The following is a 16,271-nucleotide window of genomic DNA, read 5'->3' as shown; positions in this document are numbered from 1 at the left end:
TATTTCACTGGAACTTTTCCCTGGCAATCAAGACGCGGATTTGTCTTAAATGCAGGCCTATACCGTCAGCTATATTCGCCGAATTGGCGAAAAGCAGCGCCTGAGCTGACGGCAAGATTAGGGCCTTCATGTATAAACTTCCCCTTATCGCTGCGATCACGCTTCCGTTCCTGGTCGGGGCGGCACAACCCGTGCTGGCGTCGCCGCGCGACGACGTTGTGTCGCTGATCACCAAGGCGACGGAATCCCATGACCGGCTGAGGGGGGCGGAGGCCGCCGCCGACGCGGCCCGCAACGCGCTGCGCATCAGCTACGGCGGCTGGTACCCGACCGTCAGTCTGTCGACCAACGGCGGTCGGGAGAACACGACCAAGCCCGCCGGCCTGCCCAACACCGACATGAACGCCGCCCAGGTCTCGGTGCGCGCCACCCAGCTGATCTGGGATTTCGACGCCACCAACGCCGATATCCGCCGCTCCCAGATCACGGTGGTCCGCTCCGACATCGCGGTCGAGCGCACCCGGCAGGAGCTGCTGGTCGAGGGGCTGACCGCCTACGCAAACCTCGTCCGCGCACACCGGCTGCTCGCCTTTGCCCGCCAGTCCGAGGACAACATCCGGCGCCAGACCGGGCTGGAGGAGGTCCGGCTGCAGGAAGGTTTCGGCTTCACCACCGACGTTTTGCAGGCCAAGAGCCAGCTGGCCGGCGCGCAGGCCCGCCGGGTCGCGGCGGCGGAGGCGATGCAGAACGCGCTGAACCGCTTCCAGGCCTATTTCGGCCATGTGCCCTTCCAGATCGACGGGTCGCAGATTCTGGCGACGGCGCGCACCACGCTGCCGCCGACGCTGGAGGCCGCGGTGGACGAGGCGCGGCGCCACAATCCGCGCCTTCAGGAGCTGGCGCTGAACACCGCCGCCGCCCAGGAATCCATCACGGCGGTGCGCGGCCGCACGCTGTACCCGCGCATCGAGGGCTATGTGGAGCGCAACCACAAGCGCGACGTGGCTGGCCAGCCCGGCGTCCAGAACGAGCTTCTGTTCAAGCTCCAGGTCACCTTCTCGCTGAACACCGGCCTGACCGCCATCAACAGCATCCGGCTGGCCGAGGCCGACCTGCGCGCCGCCGACGCCACCTGGGCCGACCAGGAGCGCACGGTGCTGGAGACGGTCCGCAACAGTTGGAGCCGGCTGGAAAGCGCCCGCGCCCAGGTGGCGCTGCTGAACGACCAGGCGAGCCTCGCCGCCGGCTTCCTCGACGTGGCCCGGTCAGAGCGCGAGCTTGGCACCCGCTCCCTGATTGACATCCTGACCGGCGAGACCACGCTGATCAACGCCCGCAGCGACGCTACCGCGGCGGAGACGGAGCTGGTGCTGGCCGGCTATCGCCTGCTGGCGGCGATGGGGCGGCTGAGCAGCGCGGATATCCAGACGAGGCCGGCGCCGAAGCTGACGACCATGGGCCGCGGATCCTTCGATTCTCTGGGCAAGCCGGAGCCCACCCCGCCCGCAAGGCGCGGTTCCGGCTCTCGTTCCGGTTCCGGGAGGCAGCCATGAGCGGCGGCGCCATCGGGCTGCTGACCCTGCGGCTGCGGGCCAACCTGCGGCTGACCGGGCGCGTCTTCGCGGCGTCGCTGGCGGCGAACCTGCTGGGGCTTGCCTCGTCCTTCTACACGATGCTGGTGCTGAACCGGTACGTGACGCACGGCGTCGATTCCACGCTGGCGGCGCTGACCGTCGGCGTCGTGCTGTCCATCGCCTTCGAGCATCTGTTCCGCCACGTCCGGCTGCGCATCGCCGGCCGCATCGGCCGCGCCGAGCATGAGCGCCTGTCCACCGGCGCCTTCGGCATTCTGCTGACCGCCCGATCCGGTGCGGACTCGGCCGAGGGCGACACGGCGCGGCGTGAGGCGGTGCGCGCGGCGGAGCAGATCGACGCCGCGTTCGGCTCCGCCAACCTCGCCACTCTGTTCGACCTGCCCTTCGCCCTGGGGTTCATCCTGGTGGTGGCGCTGATCTCCTGGCCGCTGGCGGCGATCTGCGTCCTCTTCACGGTTCTGTCCATCGGCGCCGGACTGCTGGCCCAGGCTGACATGCGCGCGGTCGGGCGCGACCTGGCGCAGGCCGGCGCCAACGCCCAGAGCCTTGTCACCTCGGCCATCGTCGGGCGCGACGCGGTGGCGCTGTTTGGCGGCGCCAAGCCTCTGCTCGGCGACTGGCAGGCAGCGGCGAAGGCGTTGCGCGCCCTGCGGGAGCGGATGTCCATGCGCCAGGGCCGCGCCCAGTCGGCGGCGCAGAGCCTGCAAACCCTGCAAGGCGTCGCGGTCATCGCCACCGGTGCGGTCCTGGTCGTGCGCGGCGAGCTGGATGTCGGCTCGTTGATCGGCGTCAACCTGCTGGTCGGCCGCGCGCTGGCCCCCTTCACGCGGCTGGCGCAGGTCGGCGAGTCCTGGGCGATGGCCCGGCAGGCCCAGGCCCGGCTGGAGCAGTTCGCCCGCACCGCCGTGGAGGCGCCGACCGGCACCACCCTGCCGCGCTACGCCGGCACGCTGGAGCTGCGCGACCTGACCTACACCCCGCCGGGCGGCGTGACGCCGCTGCTGCGGCGCCTGAACCTGTCGGTTCCCGCCGGCAACATCCTGGTGCTGAAGGGGCGCAACGGGTCGGGCAAGACGACGCTGATCCGCCTGATCGCCGGCCTCGCCGACCCGCAGGAGGGCGCGGTGCTCGCCGACGGTGTCGAGATCCGCAAGTTCGCGCCAAGCTGGTGGCGCCAGCAGATCGGCCTGCTGCCGCAGGAACCGACCTTCCTCAACCGGACCATCCGCGACAACCTGCTGCTCGCCAACCCGCGCCTGTCGGAGACGGAGCTGCACGCCCTGCTGCACCGCGCCGGCGCCGACCGCGCGGTGGCCGACTGCGCCCAGGGGCTCGACACGCCGCTGCGCAACTTCGGGCACGAGCTGCCGGTGGGGCACCGCCGCCGGCTGGCGCTGGCCCGCGCGCTGGCCGTGGGCGGCCGGCTGATCCTGCTGGACGAACCGACCGACGGGCTGGATTCCGAAGGCACGGCGGTCGTCTACCGCACGCTGATCGAGCTGGCGCGCACCGGCCACACGGTGGTCATCGCCTCCCACGATCCGCGCATTCTCCAGGGCGCCTCGCTGGTGCTGGACCTCGACCAGCCGCAGGCCGCAGCCCGGGCTGAACCGGGGCCGGGGCTGGGAATGGTGATGTCATGAAGCCGTTTCCCCGGATCTCCACGAAAACCCCGGTTAAGGTTCCAATGCCGTCGCCGGTCGCCGCCCCGGCGCTGCCGGTTCCCGGCACACTCACGGACGAACCCGAAGGCCGCTTCGGCGACGGGCTGTTCGCGGTCGGTCTCGCGGCGCTCGCCGCGGCGGTCGGCTGGGGGGCCTTCGCCGAGCTGAACGTGACCAGCAGCGCGCCCGGCGACGTGGTGCCGCTCGCCTACAACCAGAGCGTCCAGCATTTCGAGGGCGGCATCGTCCGCGACATCCTGGTGCAGGAAGGCGATTCCGTGAAGGCCGGGCAGGTGCTGGTCGAATTGGACCAGACCAAGACCCGCGCCGACCTGGAGGAGCTGAAGCTGCGGCTGGGCTCGCTCGCCGCCGACATCGCGCGGCTGGAGGCCGAGGTGGCGCGCCGCGACGCTATTGATTTCCCCGGCGCCTTCCCCGAGGCGCTGCTGCGCGACCGGCCGGACCTGGTCGCCCAGACCCGCGACCTGTTCCGCGCCCGGCGCGACCGCCTCGCCTCCGACCTCGACATCCAGCGGCAGGACATCCTCCAGCGCGAGCAGCAGGTCGCCGCCGTGCGGGCGCGCGTCGCCGGGTCGCAGGTGGCGCAGGGGCTGATCCGCGAGCAGCTGTCCATCAGCGAGACGCTGCTGAAGCGCGAGATCACCAACCGCATGAAGCACCTGGAACTGCTGCGCGACGACGCCCGCGTCACCGGCGCCATTGCGGAGGACCGCGCGACGCTCGCCCAAGCCGAGGCGGCGCTGGCCGAGGCGCGCAGCAAGCTCGTCTGGATCGGCCGCAAGTACGAGGAAGAGAGCCGCAACGCGCTGGACGAGGCGCGGCGCAACCACAGCGAACTGTCGCAGCGCCTGACCCGCTACCAGGACAGCCTGGACCGCAGCAGCCTGCGCGCGCCGATGGACGGCATCGTCAAGACGCTGGCCGTGTCCACCAAGGGCGCCGTGGTCAAGGCGGGCGAGACGGTGGTGGAGCTGGTGCCGCGCGACGGCAAGCTGGTGGTCGACGCCCGGCTGCCGGTGCAGGACATCGGCTACGTCCGTGCCGACCAGCCGGTGGTGGTGACGCTCGCCGGCAGCGACGCCTCCCGCTTCGGCCACATCGAGGGCCGGGTGCGGACGATCAGCCCCGACACGCTGCTCGATGCCAACAAGCAGTCCTACTACAAGGTCCGCGTGGAGCTGCCGGTGACCCGCTTCGACTACGGCGGCAAGACCTACGAGCTGTTCCCCGGAGTGCGCGTGACCTGCAGCATCCTGACCGGACGGCGCACCATCCTCGACTACGTCTTCTCGCCGGTCCTCAACGGCCTCCAGCACGCCATGCAGGAGCGCTGAGGATGGCCGTCTTTAACTCCGCCACCACCGCCCTCTCCCGCCCGAGGCCCATTCCATGCTGAGTTCGCTCCAGCCCCGCTCCCGGCCGCCGCTGCGCTGGTCGCACCTGACCAAGAAGGCGCGCTTCGCGCTGATCCTGGCGTCGGCGGTGCTCGTCGCGGTGCTGGTGTCGCTGGTGGTGCGCGCCGGCTTCCTTGGCGACCGCAACCGGGAACCGCTGACGCTGGCCGTCGTCGGGCCGCTCAGCGGGCCGGACGCGTCGCTGGGACTGGCCCTGCGCAAGGGGGCGGCGCTGCGGGCCGACGCCATCAACGCGGCCGGCGGCATCGGCGGCCGGCCGGTGGTGCTGAAGCCGTTCGACGACGAGGGCGACAAGGGCAAGTCGCTGGAGATCGCCCAGCGCATCGCCAACGATCCCGCCGTCATCGCGGTGCTCGGCCATTCCCCCGACGCGACCGACAGCGCGACGGCGATCTACACGCAAAAGCGCATCCCGCTGGTCGCCCCGCGCCCGCTGGTCCGCCCGGCCGACGCAGCACCCAGCCCCTGGCTGTTCAGCATCAACCTCGACCGCGCCAACGAGACGCGCTTCCTCGCCAACTACGTTCGCAACGTGGTGGGGGAGCCGACCGTTGCGGTGGTGCGCGAGGACAGCGAGCAGGCGGCAGCACTCGCCGGCCAGTTCGACACCATCCTCCAGCGCTTCGGCACCAAGCTGGTCAGCCAATGGACCTTCGCGCCGGGCCGCGGCGGGGCAGGATCCCTGCCGGCGCTCGCCCAGACGGTGAAGGAGAAGATGCCGACCGGCGCGGTGGTGGTCATCGGCTCGGCGGTGGACAGCGCGCGCGTGGTGGTGGCGCTGCGCGACGCCGGCGTGCGCAACCTGATTGCCGGCACGTCGGAGATGGCGACGGCCGCCTTCCGCGCGGAGATCGTCGCGCAGGCGCAGGCCAATCCAAAGGCGCTGACGCCGGAGGCCTACGGGCACGGACTGCTGGTGTCCTCGCCTGTGCTGTTCGACACGGCGAACGAGCGGGCGCAGCGCTTCTACGGCCAATACGTCAAGCACTTCAACGCCGTGCCCGATTGGGCGGCGGCGCTGGGTGCGGACGGCGTGGACCTGATCGCCGGCGCCATCGGCAAGACGCTTCCCGCCAGCGGCAAGCCTGACGGCGACGCCCTGCGCCGCGCCATGGGCGACCATGGCCGGGCCGAGACCGCCTTCCAGGGCACGGTCGGCACCTGGACCTTCGACGCCAAGAGTCAGGCGACCTTGCCGGTGATGATGGCGACCTACAACGGCCTGAACCCGGTGGCGGCGCTGACCCAGCTCCAGCCGATCCGCGAGGCCGGCGTCTCCAACTTCCTGGAGGAGGTCACGCGCGGCCGGGCGCTCTACGTCAACGACCGCTTCATGTACAAGACGGACGTCATCTACACCGGCGTCCAGCTGCACGAGATCCGCGACCTCAATCCGGACAAGAACGAGGCGACGCTGAACGCCACGGTGTGGTTCCGCTTCCGCGGCGCCTTCAACCCGGCCGACGTCGTCTTTACCAACGCGGTCAAGCCGATCGAGCTGGGCAAGCCCTACCGCGAGGAGCGCGGGGAGGTCACGACCTACGTCGCCTACAAGGTCGAGGGGCGCTTCGCCCTGAACTTCTCCGACCAGCGGCCGCCCTATGGAAGCCACGCGGTCGGGGTCAGCTTCCGGCACCGGACGCAGAACCGGAACAACGTGATGTTCGTCACCGACGTGCTGGGCATGTCGCTGGTGGACACCAACGACTTCGCGGAGAAGCTGAAGGCGATGGCCGCCGCCGAGGCCGCCTCGATCGCTGAGCCCGGGCTGATGGACCGCATCGGCCACGCGCTTGAGGGGGAGAGCGAAAGCTCCACCCTGCTCGACCAGCTGCGGGCGCGGCGGGTGCTGGCGCCGTCGCCCGGCTGGCGGCTGTCGCGCGCCTGGATTTCCCAGGACGTCACCACGGTCAGCAGCGAGGGCGATCCGAACTATGTCGGCTTCGGCCGGCCGCAGCCGGACTTCTCCCGCGTCGACTTCGGCGTGGTGGCGACCCCCGACGCCCCGGCGGCGCGCGACTTCATCCACCGCGACTTCTTCGTCTACATCGCCATCTTCAGCGTCGTGCTGGCGGTCTTCGCAGCGTTCATGGACCGGCGCGACCGCGGCCAGTTCTGGAAGATTCAGACACTGTTCATGCGCATCCTGTCCTGGCCGCTGCTGCTGATGTCGGTCGGCAACATCGCGCTGGACCAGGCGGTGGCGGCGCTGCCGGCCAGCGGCATCGCCATGGTGGTGAACGGCGTCGACGTGCTGTGGTGGATCGTGCCGGCCATCCTGGTCGACCGCACGATGGAGCGCTTTGTCTGGACGCCGCTGGAGATCCGCACCCAGCGCAAGATCCCCGGCATCGTCCGCCGCTTCTCCAGCCTGATCGTCTTCGGCTTCGCCGGCTGCGGCATCATGGCCTTTGTGCTGAAGCAGCCGATCACCAGCCTGCTCGCCGCCTCCGGCCTCGTCGGCATGGTCGTGGGCCTCGCCATCCAGGCCAACATCGCCAACGTCTTCTCCGGCATCATCCTGAACATCGAGCGGCCCTTCAAGATCGGCGACAGCATCCAGATCACCGACGTCGTGCGCGGCGTGGTGGTGGACATGACGTGGCGCACGGTGCGGGTGCGCAACGTCGCCGGCTTCATCGTCGCCATGCCCAACGCCAAGGTGTCGGAGGCGACGGTCGTCAACTTCAGCGCGGTCGAGCGCGTGTCGATGCGGCTGGAGTATTTCGCCGACGCCCGCCACGACCCCGGCCGCATGGGCGGCCTGCTGACCAGCGCGCTGCGCAACACGGACAAGGCGATGCCCAGCGCCACCGGTGCCCTGCCCTTCGTCCGCTACGACGGGTTCCGCGGCGTCAACGGCCAGTGGCTGTGCAAGTACAACCTGTTCTTCTGGGTCCAGGACCACGACGCCAGCTTCGCCGTGCCGGAGCTGGTCTGGCGGTCCGTCTACCGCACGCTGGCCGAGGCCGGCATCGACCCGACCCCGCCCGACCTGATGGAGGCCGGCGGCGCCCCCGCCGCCGCCATCGCCGCCACCGGCCAGCCCACCCCGATCCCGGCATGAGCGAGACCCGTCCGATGAACCGCCCCATCCGTGCGTCCTTCGCCCTGGCCCTGCTGCCGGTCCTGCTCGGCGCATCGGGCTGCGCGCCGCTGGGCTCCACCGACCCGTCGGGGGTGCTGGAGCGTATGGCCGACGGCGACTACGACGTCGGCATCCGCTACCCGTCCAAGCGCACCCGCTACGTGATGATCGTGGACAGCGACGACGAAACGCTGGCCCTGACCAACCGCCCGGCCGGACGAGGCCAGGAGGATGTTTCTCCCGAAACGGCGCCGCCGGCGGCTCCGCAGCGAAACGACCGCGTCCTGGCGCCCTGCGGCGAGGGGACCGGCAACTGGTACCGCCACACGCCGGCCGGCTACGTCTGCGCCGCGACACCCGGCGCGGGGGGCTGACGGTGAAGCGTGCCGCGATGGTCATGGCATTGCTGCTCGGCGGCTGCGCCTTCAGCGTTCCGGGGGGCACTCCGGGGGGCGCTCCGGACCGTGCCCCCGCCGGGGCGGCGGACAAGCCGGCGTTGCGCATCCTGGCCGACGCCGACGCCAACGGGCGCCGGCCGGTCGCACTCGACGTGGTGCGGGTCGCTGATCCGGAGATGGCCCGGCGCCTCGACGGGCTGGACGCAGCGGCTTGGTTCCGCACGCGGACCGCGCTGGTCAAGGAGAGCGCGGGGCGCCTCGCCGTCACCTCCTGGGAGATGGTGCCGGGCCAGACCGTCCAGCTGCACAGCCTGCCGCCCTTCGCCGCCACGCCGGCCGCCACCCCAGTCGCCACAGTGATCTTCGCGCACTACGCCACACCGGGGCTGCACCGGCGGGCGGTCCCCGGCGCTCCGGCCCTGGAGATCCGGCTGGAGCGCGACGGCTTCACGGCACAACCAAACGCCACGGGGGAAACGCCGTGACCGCCATGCTCACCTCCCGGCCCGCCGTGTCCATGAACGCGGCGCAGCCGGGCATCCTGGCGCAGTTCCGCGCCTTCCTCGCCGACCTGAACGCCTGCTGCGCACCGGCCCAGAACCCGACCGCGGCACCGGCGGCCGACCGGCTGGTCGCGGCGCTGCACGGGATGACCAACGCGGCGACTTCCCACGGACCCGCCGCCCACGGCGCGGTGGTGAAGGCGGCCTTCGCCATGGCGATGCTGGCCGACCGCGCGTTGGCCCCGGTCAAGCCGCCCGAGGCGGTGGTCGCGTCCCGGCTGTTCGGCGCCAACGCCACCCTGCAGACCCTGTTCGTGCAGACCGACGACCTGATCCGCCTGGGCAGCAAGGCCGACCGCGAGCTGGTCACCGTCTACCTCGCCGTTCTGTCGCTGGGCTTTCCCGAGGACGCGGAGGCCGCGGCGCGGCGCCCGGCGCTCCACCGCATCGCCACTGGAAACCGCGGCGAAGCGCAGCAGGCGAGTCCCCACGCAAGTCCAGGCGCCTACGCACCGCCGGCCGGCGCGGTGTCCGGCCTGTCGTGGCCGACGGCGCGGCGCTGGTGGTGGGCGCTGGGCGGGACGGTGGCGGTGTTCCTGGTCGCCTCGCACCTGCTGTGGACCGGTGCCGTCGACGGCATCCAGCGTGACCTGCGCGGCGCCCGCGCCGCGGTCGAGGATATGGGGCTGTCATGGTCCTACTGATGCTGGCGCTGGAGCTGCTGATCTCCTCCATCGGGGCGGCGATCGCCGCCGTCGCGTCCTTCGCCGTTTTCATCCTGCCCTACGCCCTGGCGGCGCTGCCGCTCTACATCCTCTACCGCGTCATCCGCGCGCGCTGGCCCAAGCTGACCCGGCGGCTGCGGCGCAAGCCCAAGGCCAAGCCGTCCATCCGTCAGGCCGCGGCCTCTCACCGGCCCCGCCCGGCGACCGCGTTGCAGGTGCGGGCGGAGGCTCCGCCCTCGGCGCGCGCGGACAACGGCAAGCCGCCGCTCGCCCGCACCTATGGCGAGGGGCTGGCCATCCTGAAGCGGCAGATGCGCGGCCCCCTGCTGCGCGGCGAGATCCCGTGGTTCCTGGCTTTCGGAGTCGGCGGGTCGGCGCTGCTCGCCACCGACCCCACCCACGTCCGCTGGCCGGAGGACGGGAACGGCGAGTTCGGCGCCTGGTGGTTCTGCGAGGGGGCGGCGATCCTGCACGCCGGCACCGATTCCTCCGACGGGGCGAAACTGTCCGAATCCTGGCCGTCCCTGGTGTCGGCGATGCGCGCCCGGCCGATGCGCCGGCCGCTGGACGGCATCCTGCTGATGGTCGGCGCCGACGAGCTGCGCGCCGCCGCGGAGCGTGAGGCGCCGCGCGCAGCGCTCGCCAAGCGCGCGGCGGCCCTGCGCGAGCGGTTGCGCACCTTGCGCGACGACCTCGGCGTCATCTGCCCGGTGCATGTGGTGGTCGTGCGGGCCGAGGCGCTGGACGGCTTCGCGGAGCTGTGCGCGACGATGCCCTCGGCCATGCTGGACAGCGTGCTGGGCTGGACGAACCAGCAGGATTGGACGCTGCCCTTCGATCCGCGCCGGGTGGACGAGGCCTTCGAGTCCCTGCGTTCCGACCTGGCGCTGCTGGAGGCCGACGCGCTCACCGCCGGCACCGCCGGAATGCGGCTGCCGATGCTGCCGGCCAGCCTGGACACGCTGCGCCACCCGCTGGCGCTGTTCCTCGACGGGGCGCTGGGCGGTGAGGAGGGGGCGGAGCCCTTCCCGCTGCGCGGCATCGCCCTGACCGGCGCCCACACGACGATCACCGGCGGGCGCCGCCCCGCCTTCGCGCGGGACCTGCTGCCCGGCCGCGCCTTCGCGGAATCCGGCTTTGGGCGCCCGTCGGAAGTCGCCTTCCTGCGCGCCCGCGCGCGCCGCCGGCAGGCGCAGGGCGCGCTGGCCGCCTCCGTCGTCGGGCTGTCGCTCGCGGCGTGGCAGGGTGTGTCCGGCGTATCGGCCGGCGTGCCCGCCGTTGCCGGTGCGACCAGCGACCTGCGCCGGGCGCTGCTGTCGCGCGACGCCGCCCCCGACGCGGAGACGGTTGGCCGGGTGGTTGCCGCCACCGTGCGCATGGAGCGCGACCGGCTCGCCACGCCGTTGCTGCCGACCTCGCTGCTCAGCGGCTTCGACGAGGATAAGCGGCGCCTCGCCTCGGTGACCGTGCGCCGCGCGGTGTTGCGGCCGATCCGCGACGCGCTGCTGCCCAGCCCCGTGCTGGCCGACCTGCCCCCCTCGGCCGACGCGCACCAAGTGGAGGATCTGCCGAGCTTCCGCCGGCTGGCCGCCCAGTTCGACCGCATCGGCGGCCGGCGCGACGCGCTGGAACGCTACGACCGGTTCCGCCGGTCGAGCGGCTTCGACGAACTGCTGGCCTTGTCGGAGAGCGTGTTCGGCGCTGTGCCCAAGCCGGCGACGGCGGCGACCGACGGATTCATCACCCGCATCGCGGCGGGCGCCGATTTGCCGAACCTGGACGCCCGGACCATCGCGGCGGCGGTGCGCGCGGAGTCCGTGCGGCTCGCCACGCCGGTGGCCGAGGATCTCTACGCCCGCAACCCGCTGCGCGTCCGGGCGCAGGCCCTGGCCGACCGATTGCGCGACCTGCCGCAACCACCCTCCGCCGACGACGTCGCCGAAATCCGCCGGCTGGTCGAGGCGGTGATGGACGCTGCCGGCTGGCCCATCGCCGCGGCGCTGCGGGCGCCGTCGCACGGGCTGCCGGATGCGGTCAAACTCGCCTTGCAGAAGGCCGCCATCGCCGAGCTGCCGGGACGCGACGCCGCCGACCGGATCACCGAGGCCTTGACCACCGCCGCGACCGACTCCCGTGCCGCCCTGGCCGCGCTGGAGGCGCCGCCGGTCGGTCGCCTGTTCACGCTGCGGGACGATGGCGGGACCCCGGTGCCGGTTCTGGCCCTCGCCGAACTGCCCACCGTCCTCGCCGCACTGGTCCCGCCGGAACCGGTCGCCGCTCCGGTCGCAGAAGCGCCGGCCAAGGCGGAGACGCCCAAGCCTCCCAAGGCAGAGCCGGTCAAGACCGAAGCCCCGGCGCCGGAACCGGCCAAGCCAGCGCCCGCTCCCGCAAAACCCGTGGCGGAAGCTCCGGCACCCGCACCGGTCCTCCCTCCCCCGCCTTCCGCCAGGATCGCACCGCCCCCCGCGGTGGCGATGCTGCCGGCCCCGACCGTTCCGGCCATCCCGGACAGCGAGGCGGCGGTGGCGAAGCTCGCGGCGAGCTTTTCGCAGACGCTTGCCGGGCGCTTCCCCTTCGTGCGCGCGGACCTCGCGCGCGGCGCGCCCGACGCCGACCCGCAGGACGTTCGCCGCTTCTACCAGACGCTCGACGAGAACCGGGCGGCCCTCGCCCGGCATGCCGGGGCCGAGCTGACCGGCTTCCTGGAGCGGATGGAGGCGGCGCGTCCACTGCTGGAGGCGGTCGCCAAGGCGGCGCCGGTCAGCGTCTCCCTCGCCTACGGCGTCAACCGCGGGCAGGAGGTCGGGGCGGAGCACATCATCGACTGGTCCGTCCGCTCCGGGAACAGCGCGGTGGGCGCGACGACCGACGCCGAGCCGCTGGTCTGGAAGGCCGGACAGCCCGTGCTGCTCAGCTTCCGCTGGGCCGCGGGCTCGCCCTACCGCCCGAAGAGCGCCGCCGCCAACGCGGCCGAGGCCGCCGCCGGCGACACGCTGACCGTGGTGGAGCGCGGTCCGTGGGCGCTCCTGCGCCTGCTGAAGGGCCGGACCGCGGCGTCGGTTGCGGGCCGGGACGGCTCGGTCCTGCGCATCGCGCTGCCCACGCAGACCATCGGCGGCGCGCCCGCACGCGACACGGTGCTGTTCATGGCAGCCTCGGTCCGGGTCGGCGCGCGCTCCTCCACGCCCCTGGTGCTGCCCGATCCGCCGGCCCGATTCCCGTCATGGTAGCAGAAACTCTTTCATGAAGAAAAACTACTGAAATAGAATGTTACAAACCGCTACAAAATACTGTTTCGTTGCGCATGGCGCCGTGCTTTTGAAGAATCGTTTAATTCGTTGTTAAACAGTTGGCCTATATCAATGAGTTAGATTTCCGGACTGGGCCTGGCAGAGTCATTCGATCCGATTTGCAACACAATGAGGACGAAGTTCTTCGCTCGCACATCGGTTCTGGAAAAGGCAACTCTTTTGCTGATCGATCGATGTTTGATTGACGGTTGGCAAGGCGTTTCCCGCCGGCGTCCCACGGCGCCGGCGGGCACAGCGCAATACGTGTAATTTGTCTCGCTTTTGTCTCATATCGCAACCACCAACCGTTCCTTGAAAGGCTTCGGATCATGGTAGATCGCAAGAAACGCGCCCAGGACCTGATCAAGTACCACAGCTACGCCTCCGGCGCGTTCGGCCTCATCCCCGTGCCCGGCGCCGACGTCGCCGCGGTCAGCGCGGCGCAGCTCAACATGATCCACAAGCTGGCCAAGCTGTACGAGGTCGAGTTCGCTCAGGAGCGCACCCGCGCCATCGTCAGCGCCCTGCTGGGCGGCGTGATGCCCGGCGCGCTCAGCTCCAGCGTGCTCGGCTCCGCCGTGAAGGCCGTGCCGTTCGTCGGCTCCGTCCTCGGCATGGCGGTGATGCCGGCCCTGTCGCTGGCGGCGACCCAGGCGCTCGGCCGCGTGTTCGCCCAGCATTTCGAGACCGGCGGCACGCTGCTGGACTTCGACGTCGACACCATGCGCGAGCATTTCCGCAAGGAATACGAGGCCGCCAAGGCTGAGAACGTCGACGCCGCGGTCGATGCGCCGCAGATGGACGAGCAGCCCGCCCAGAAGGCCGGCTGATCCTTCATAAGGTAGGCCAAGGCAGGACGCCGGGCGAATAAGGAACCATCACCGTGTTCGAGCTGATCTACATCGGACTCTGCCTGCTGGTCGGGTTTCTGGGAATCGGCCGTTGGGGCGGGTTCCTGCTCTACGCCTTCCTGGCGGTGGTGCTGACCCCGCCCGGCGCCCTCCTTGTCATGATCCTGACCTACCGCCGCAAGAAGCCGGCCAAGCTGGCGAAGGCGTAACGGCGGGCATGGCCAAGGCATCCATTCTTTCCAGGGCGGTCCGGCTGCTGCTTCCGGCACTGCTGCTGGTCCTGCTCGGCACGGCCTTCCAGGCGCGCGCCGAATATTGGACCATCGCGTCCGAGGACCATTTCCCGCCCTACAACTACTCCTTCAACGGCAACCGCACGGGCATTGACACCGAGATCGTCAATGCCTTGCTGAAGGAGCTGGGTGTCACCCCGGTCCACCGGCCGCTGGCCTGGACCGAGGTCGTGCAGTCGATGGACGAGAACACCGCCGACGTCGGCTTCCAGTTCGTGGCGTCGCCGGCCCGCTTCGCGCAATACAACATGACCGGCCCCTTCCGCACCGGCACGACCGTCTTCATGGTGCGCAAGGACTCGCCCATCACCTTCGAGCGGCTGGAGGACCTGGCGCCCTACCGCATCGGCGTGGTCGACGGCTTCTCCTACGCGCCGGACTTCGACGCCGCCACCTATCTGGAGAAGGTCCCGGCCAGCAGCAACGTGGTCAATTTCCGCCGCCTCATGCTCGGCCTCGTGGACGTGATCGTCGGCGACCTGCACGTGCTGAACTACATGGCCAAGCAGGACGGCCGGCTGAAGAACGTGCGTGTCCTGCCGAAGCCGGTCGGCCTGATCCCCCGCTACATCGCCCTGCCGAAGGCGCGCAAGGAGAAGGCCGAGCGCTTGCAGGCCGCCTTCGTCAAGCTGCGCGACAACGGCACGATCACCCGCATCGTCGACTCCTGGCTGGCGCAATGAGCAAGCCGAAGTCTCCCCCCAAAATGCCCAACGCCAGCAAACCCGCGTCGGCGCTTCTGCCGCTGATCGGGCTGGCCGACCGGCCCGTCCTGACCCGGCTGTTCGTGACCGGCTGCACCGCCGCGGCGGCCAACCTGATCAGCCTGATGAGCCTCAGCGCGGAGCTGAGCGGCTGGATGCGCGGGGAGGTGCTGGACACCCCCTTTCTGATCTTCTGCCTGTCGCTGCTGGTCGGTTACGCGTTCAGCAAGCGCTTCGTCGGGCTGCTGCTGACCACCGCCTTCAGCGCGCTGGCCGAGGTGCGGCGGCGCTTCCTGCGCCACGTGGCGCTGGGCAGCCACGCCGAGATCCTGGATCTCCAGGCCAAGCGCTCCTTCGACCTTGGCAACTACCATCTGGAGCGGATCGCCGCGCTTCTGCCGAACCTGTCCATCGCCGCCAACATGATGCTGGTGGCCGGCGTCGCCTACCTCTACCTGTGGACGCTGTCGACCGTCGGCGCCACGCTGCTGCTGGTCGCCGCCGTCTTTGTCGGCAGCTGGTACGTGCGCGAGGCGCAGCGGACCCGCGCGCTGCTGGGCGATGCCAAGGACCGCGAGCTGCGCATGCTCCAGGGCTTTTCGGAGCTGGTGGGCGGCAACGCCGAGATCAAGCTGGGCAAGGCCCGGCGCGACGAGCTGACCCACGCGGTGGAGACCGACATCGCGGGTTGGGAGGAGCTGAAGCGCCGCCACGGCCGCAACCTGGGCGAGCTGTTCTCCTGGATCGCGACGATCATCATCGGCTTCTCCGCCGTCTTTGTCTTCATCTTCCCGCGCATGGGCGCGATGTCGGTGGCGGAGCTGCCGCTGGTGACCTCGGTCATCCTGTTCCTGGCGCGCCCGCTGTCGAAGTTCCTGAACGCCGTGCCCGACTATGTGGCGGCGGAGGATGCGGCCGGCCAGCTGACCACCCTGCTCGCCACCATGCCGGCGGCGGAGTATGAGCCGTCGCGCCATGCCCGCGCGCCGCGCCGCTTCGCCAGCATCGAGCTGCGCGGCGTCCGCTTCACCTACCCCGCCGGCCTGCGGCCGGAGCCCTTCACCATCGGCCCGGTCGACCTGACGATCCCGGCCGGCAGCGTCGTCGGCATCATGGGGTCCAACGGGTCGGGCAAGTCCACCCTGCTGCGGGTCATCCCGCTGCTGTTCCGCCCGGAGGAGGGGCAGGTGCTGCTCGACGGGCAAACGGTGGAGACCGACCGGCTGGAGGCCTACCGCGACCTGTTCTGCGCCGTGTTCCAGGACCACCACATCTTCACCCGGCTGCCGCAGGGCAACGGCTTCGACGAGGAGCTGTTCCGCGAGATGCTGGTCTACCTGAAGATCGACCGGCTGGTGCCGGACACCGGCGACGGCCTGCTGAACCGCGACCTGTCCAAGGGGCAGCGCCGGCGCCTGGCGCTCGCCATCGCGGTGGCGGAAGGGCGGCCGGTCATCATCCTGGACGAATGGACGTCCGACCAGGACGCCGAGTTCCGCACCCGCTTCACCAACGAGATCATCGGCAAGCTCCAGTCGCTGGGCCGCACCGTGATCTTCGTGTCGCACGACGGCGACGTCTCGTCCGTCTGCGACGTCACCATCCGCATGATCAACGGGCGGATGAGCCTGCCGGCCGAAACCGCCGCGCTCCGCCCCGACACGACGCGCTCCATGGATCCGTCCGCGGCCCTGGAGTTGGCATGTTCGCAGGAGACCGCCTGA

General features: G+C 70.8%; 12 protein-coding genes. All 12 read left to right on the top strand.

Annotation, left to right across the window (positions count from 1 at the left end):
* Positions 1-128 precede the first annotated feature (128 nt).
* The 12 genes from M2351_RS28170 (at position 129) to M2351_RS28115 (ending at position 16,271) form a co-directional block, all read left to right on the top strand.
* Complete coding sequence (locus tag M2351_RS28170) at positions 129-1,553, top strand: TolC family protein (RefSeq protein WP_264659345.1); 1,425 nt, start codon at positions 129-131, stop codon at positions 1,551-1,553.
* Positions 1,550-3,238, top strand: coding sequence for an ATP-binding cassette domain-containing protein (locus M2351_RS28165; RefSeq protein WP_264659344.1), 1,689 nt, complete (start codon positions 1,550-1,552; stop codon positions 3,236-3,238). The genes M2351_RS28170 and M2351_RS28165 overlap by 4 nt, the downstream gene beginning before the upstream one ends.
* A gap of 44 nt (positions 3,239-3,282) precedes the next feature.
* Entirely contained in the window at positions 3,283-4,614 is a 1,332-nt protein-coding gene (locus M2351_RS28160; RefSeq protein ID WP_264659343.1) for an HlyD family type I secretion periplasmic adaptor subunit, read from the top strand.
* Positions 4,615-4,669: 55 nt separating this feature from the next.
* The gene (locus M2351_RS28155; RefSeq protein WP_264659342.1) at positions 4,670-7,762 is read left to right on the top strand and encodes an ABC transporter substrate-binding protein; all 3,093 of its coding nucleotides are present in this window, start codon (positions 4,670-4,672) and stop codon (positions 7,760-7,762) included.
* Positions 7,759-8,157, top strand: coding sequence for a hypothetical protein (locus tag M2351_RS28150; protein WP_264659341.1), 399 nt, complete (start codon positions 7,759-7,761; stop codon positions 8,155-8,157). The genes M2351_RS28155 and M2351_RS28150 overlap by 4 nt, the downstream gene beginning before the upstream one ends.
* A gap of 2 nt (positions 8,158-8,159) precedes the next feature.
* Positions 8,160-8,666, top strand: coding sequence for a hypothetical protein (locus M2351_RS28145; RefSeq protein WP_264659340.1), 507 nt, complete (start codon positions 8,160-8,162; stop codon positions 8,664-8,666).
* Positions 8,663-9,388: a hypothetical protein gene (locus tag M2351_RS28140; RefSeq protein WP_319801939.1), complete on the top strand. Its 726-nt coding sequence runs from the start codon at positions 8,663-8,665 to the stop codon at positions 9,386-9,388. The genes M2351_RS28145 and M2351_RS28140 overlap by 4 nt, the downstream gene beginning before the upstream one ends.
* Entirely contained in the window at positions 9,376-12,639 is a 3,264-nt protein-coding gene (locus tag M2351_RS28135; RefSeq protein ID WP_264659339.1) for a type VI secretion system protein, read from the top strand. Before M2351_RS28140 ends, M2351_RS28135 begins: the two co-directional genes overlap by 13 nt.
* A gap of 389 nt (positions 12,640-13,028) precedes the next feature.
* Positions 13,029-13,529 (top strand): YcjF family protein, encoded by a 501-nt coding sequence (locus M2351_RS28130; protein WP_264659338.1) that lies wholly within the window; start codon positions 13,029-13,031, stop codon positions 13,527-13,529.
* 53 nt (positions 13,530-13,582) lie between these two features.
* On the top strand, positions 13,583-13,759 hold the full coding sequence (locus M2351_RS28125) for a hypothetical protein (protein ID WP_264659337.1): 177 nt from the start codon (positions 13,583-13,585) through the stop codon (positions 13,757-13,759).
* 8 nt (positions 13,760-13,767) lie between these two features.
* A complete protein-coding gene (locus M2351_RS28120) occupies positions 13,768-14,526 on the top strand; it encodes a substrate-binding periplasmic protein (RefSeq protein WP_264659336.1) in 759 nt (252 codons plus the stop codon).
* Positions 14,527-14,549: 23 nt separating this feature from the next.
* Positions 14,550-16,271, top strand: a complete 1,722-nt coding sequence (locus tag M2351_RS28115; RefSeq protein WP_264659335.1) for an ATP-binding cassette domain-containing protein — start codon at positions 14,550-14,552, stop codon at positions 16,269-16,271.

This window comes from Azospirillum canadense (assembly GCF_025961225.1).
GTDB classification, from domain to species: Bacteria; Pseudomonadota; Alphaproteobacteria; order Azospirillales; family Azospirillaceae; genus Azospirillum; species Azospirillum canadense.
Note: the sequence above shows the minus strand (reverse complement) of the source record. Positions and strands in the feature narration are given on the sequence as shown.

Bases quoted from the DNA above. Each gene is read 5' to 3' on its own strand.
- M2351_RS28170 (WP_264659345.1), top strand. From the start codon at position 129: ATGTATAAACTTCCCCTTATCGCTGCGATCACGCTTCCGTTCCTGGTC.
- M2351_RS28165 (WP_264659344.1), top strand. From the start codon at position 1,550: ATGAGCGGCGGCGCCATCGGGCTGCTGACCCTGCGGCTGCGGGCCAAC.
- M2351_RS28160 (WP_264659343.1), top strand. From the start codon at position 3,283: ATGCCGTCGCCGGTCGCCGCCCCGGCGCTGCCGGTTCCCGGCACACTC.
- M2351_RS28155 (WP_264659342.1), top strand. From the start codon at position 4,670: ATGCTGAGTTCGCTCCAGCCCCGCTCCCGGCCGCCGCTGCGCTGGTCG.
- M2351_RS28150 (WP_264659341.1), top strand. From the start codon at position 7,759: ATGAGCGAGACCCGTCCGATGAACCGCCCCATCCGTGCGTCCTTCGCC.
- M2351_RS28135 (WP_264659339.1), top strand. From the start codon at position 9,376: ATGGTCCTACTGATGCTGGCGCTGGAGCTGCTGATCTCCTCCATCGGG.
- M2351_RS28130 (WP_264659338.1), top strand. From the start codon at position 13,029: ATGGTAGATCGCAAGAAACGCGCCCAGGACCTGATCAAGTACCACAGC.
- M2351_RS28120 (WP_264659336.1), top strand. From the start codon at position 13,768: ATGGCCAAGGCATCCATTCTTTCCAGGGCGGTCCGGCTGCTGCTTCCG.
- M2351_RS28115 (WP_264659335.1), top strand. From the start codon at position 14,550: ATGCCCAACGCCAGCAAACCCGCGTCGGCGCTTCTGCCGCTGATCGGG.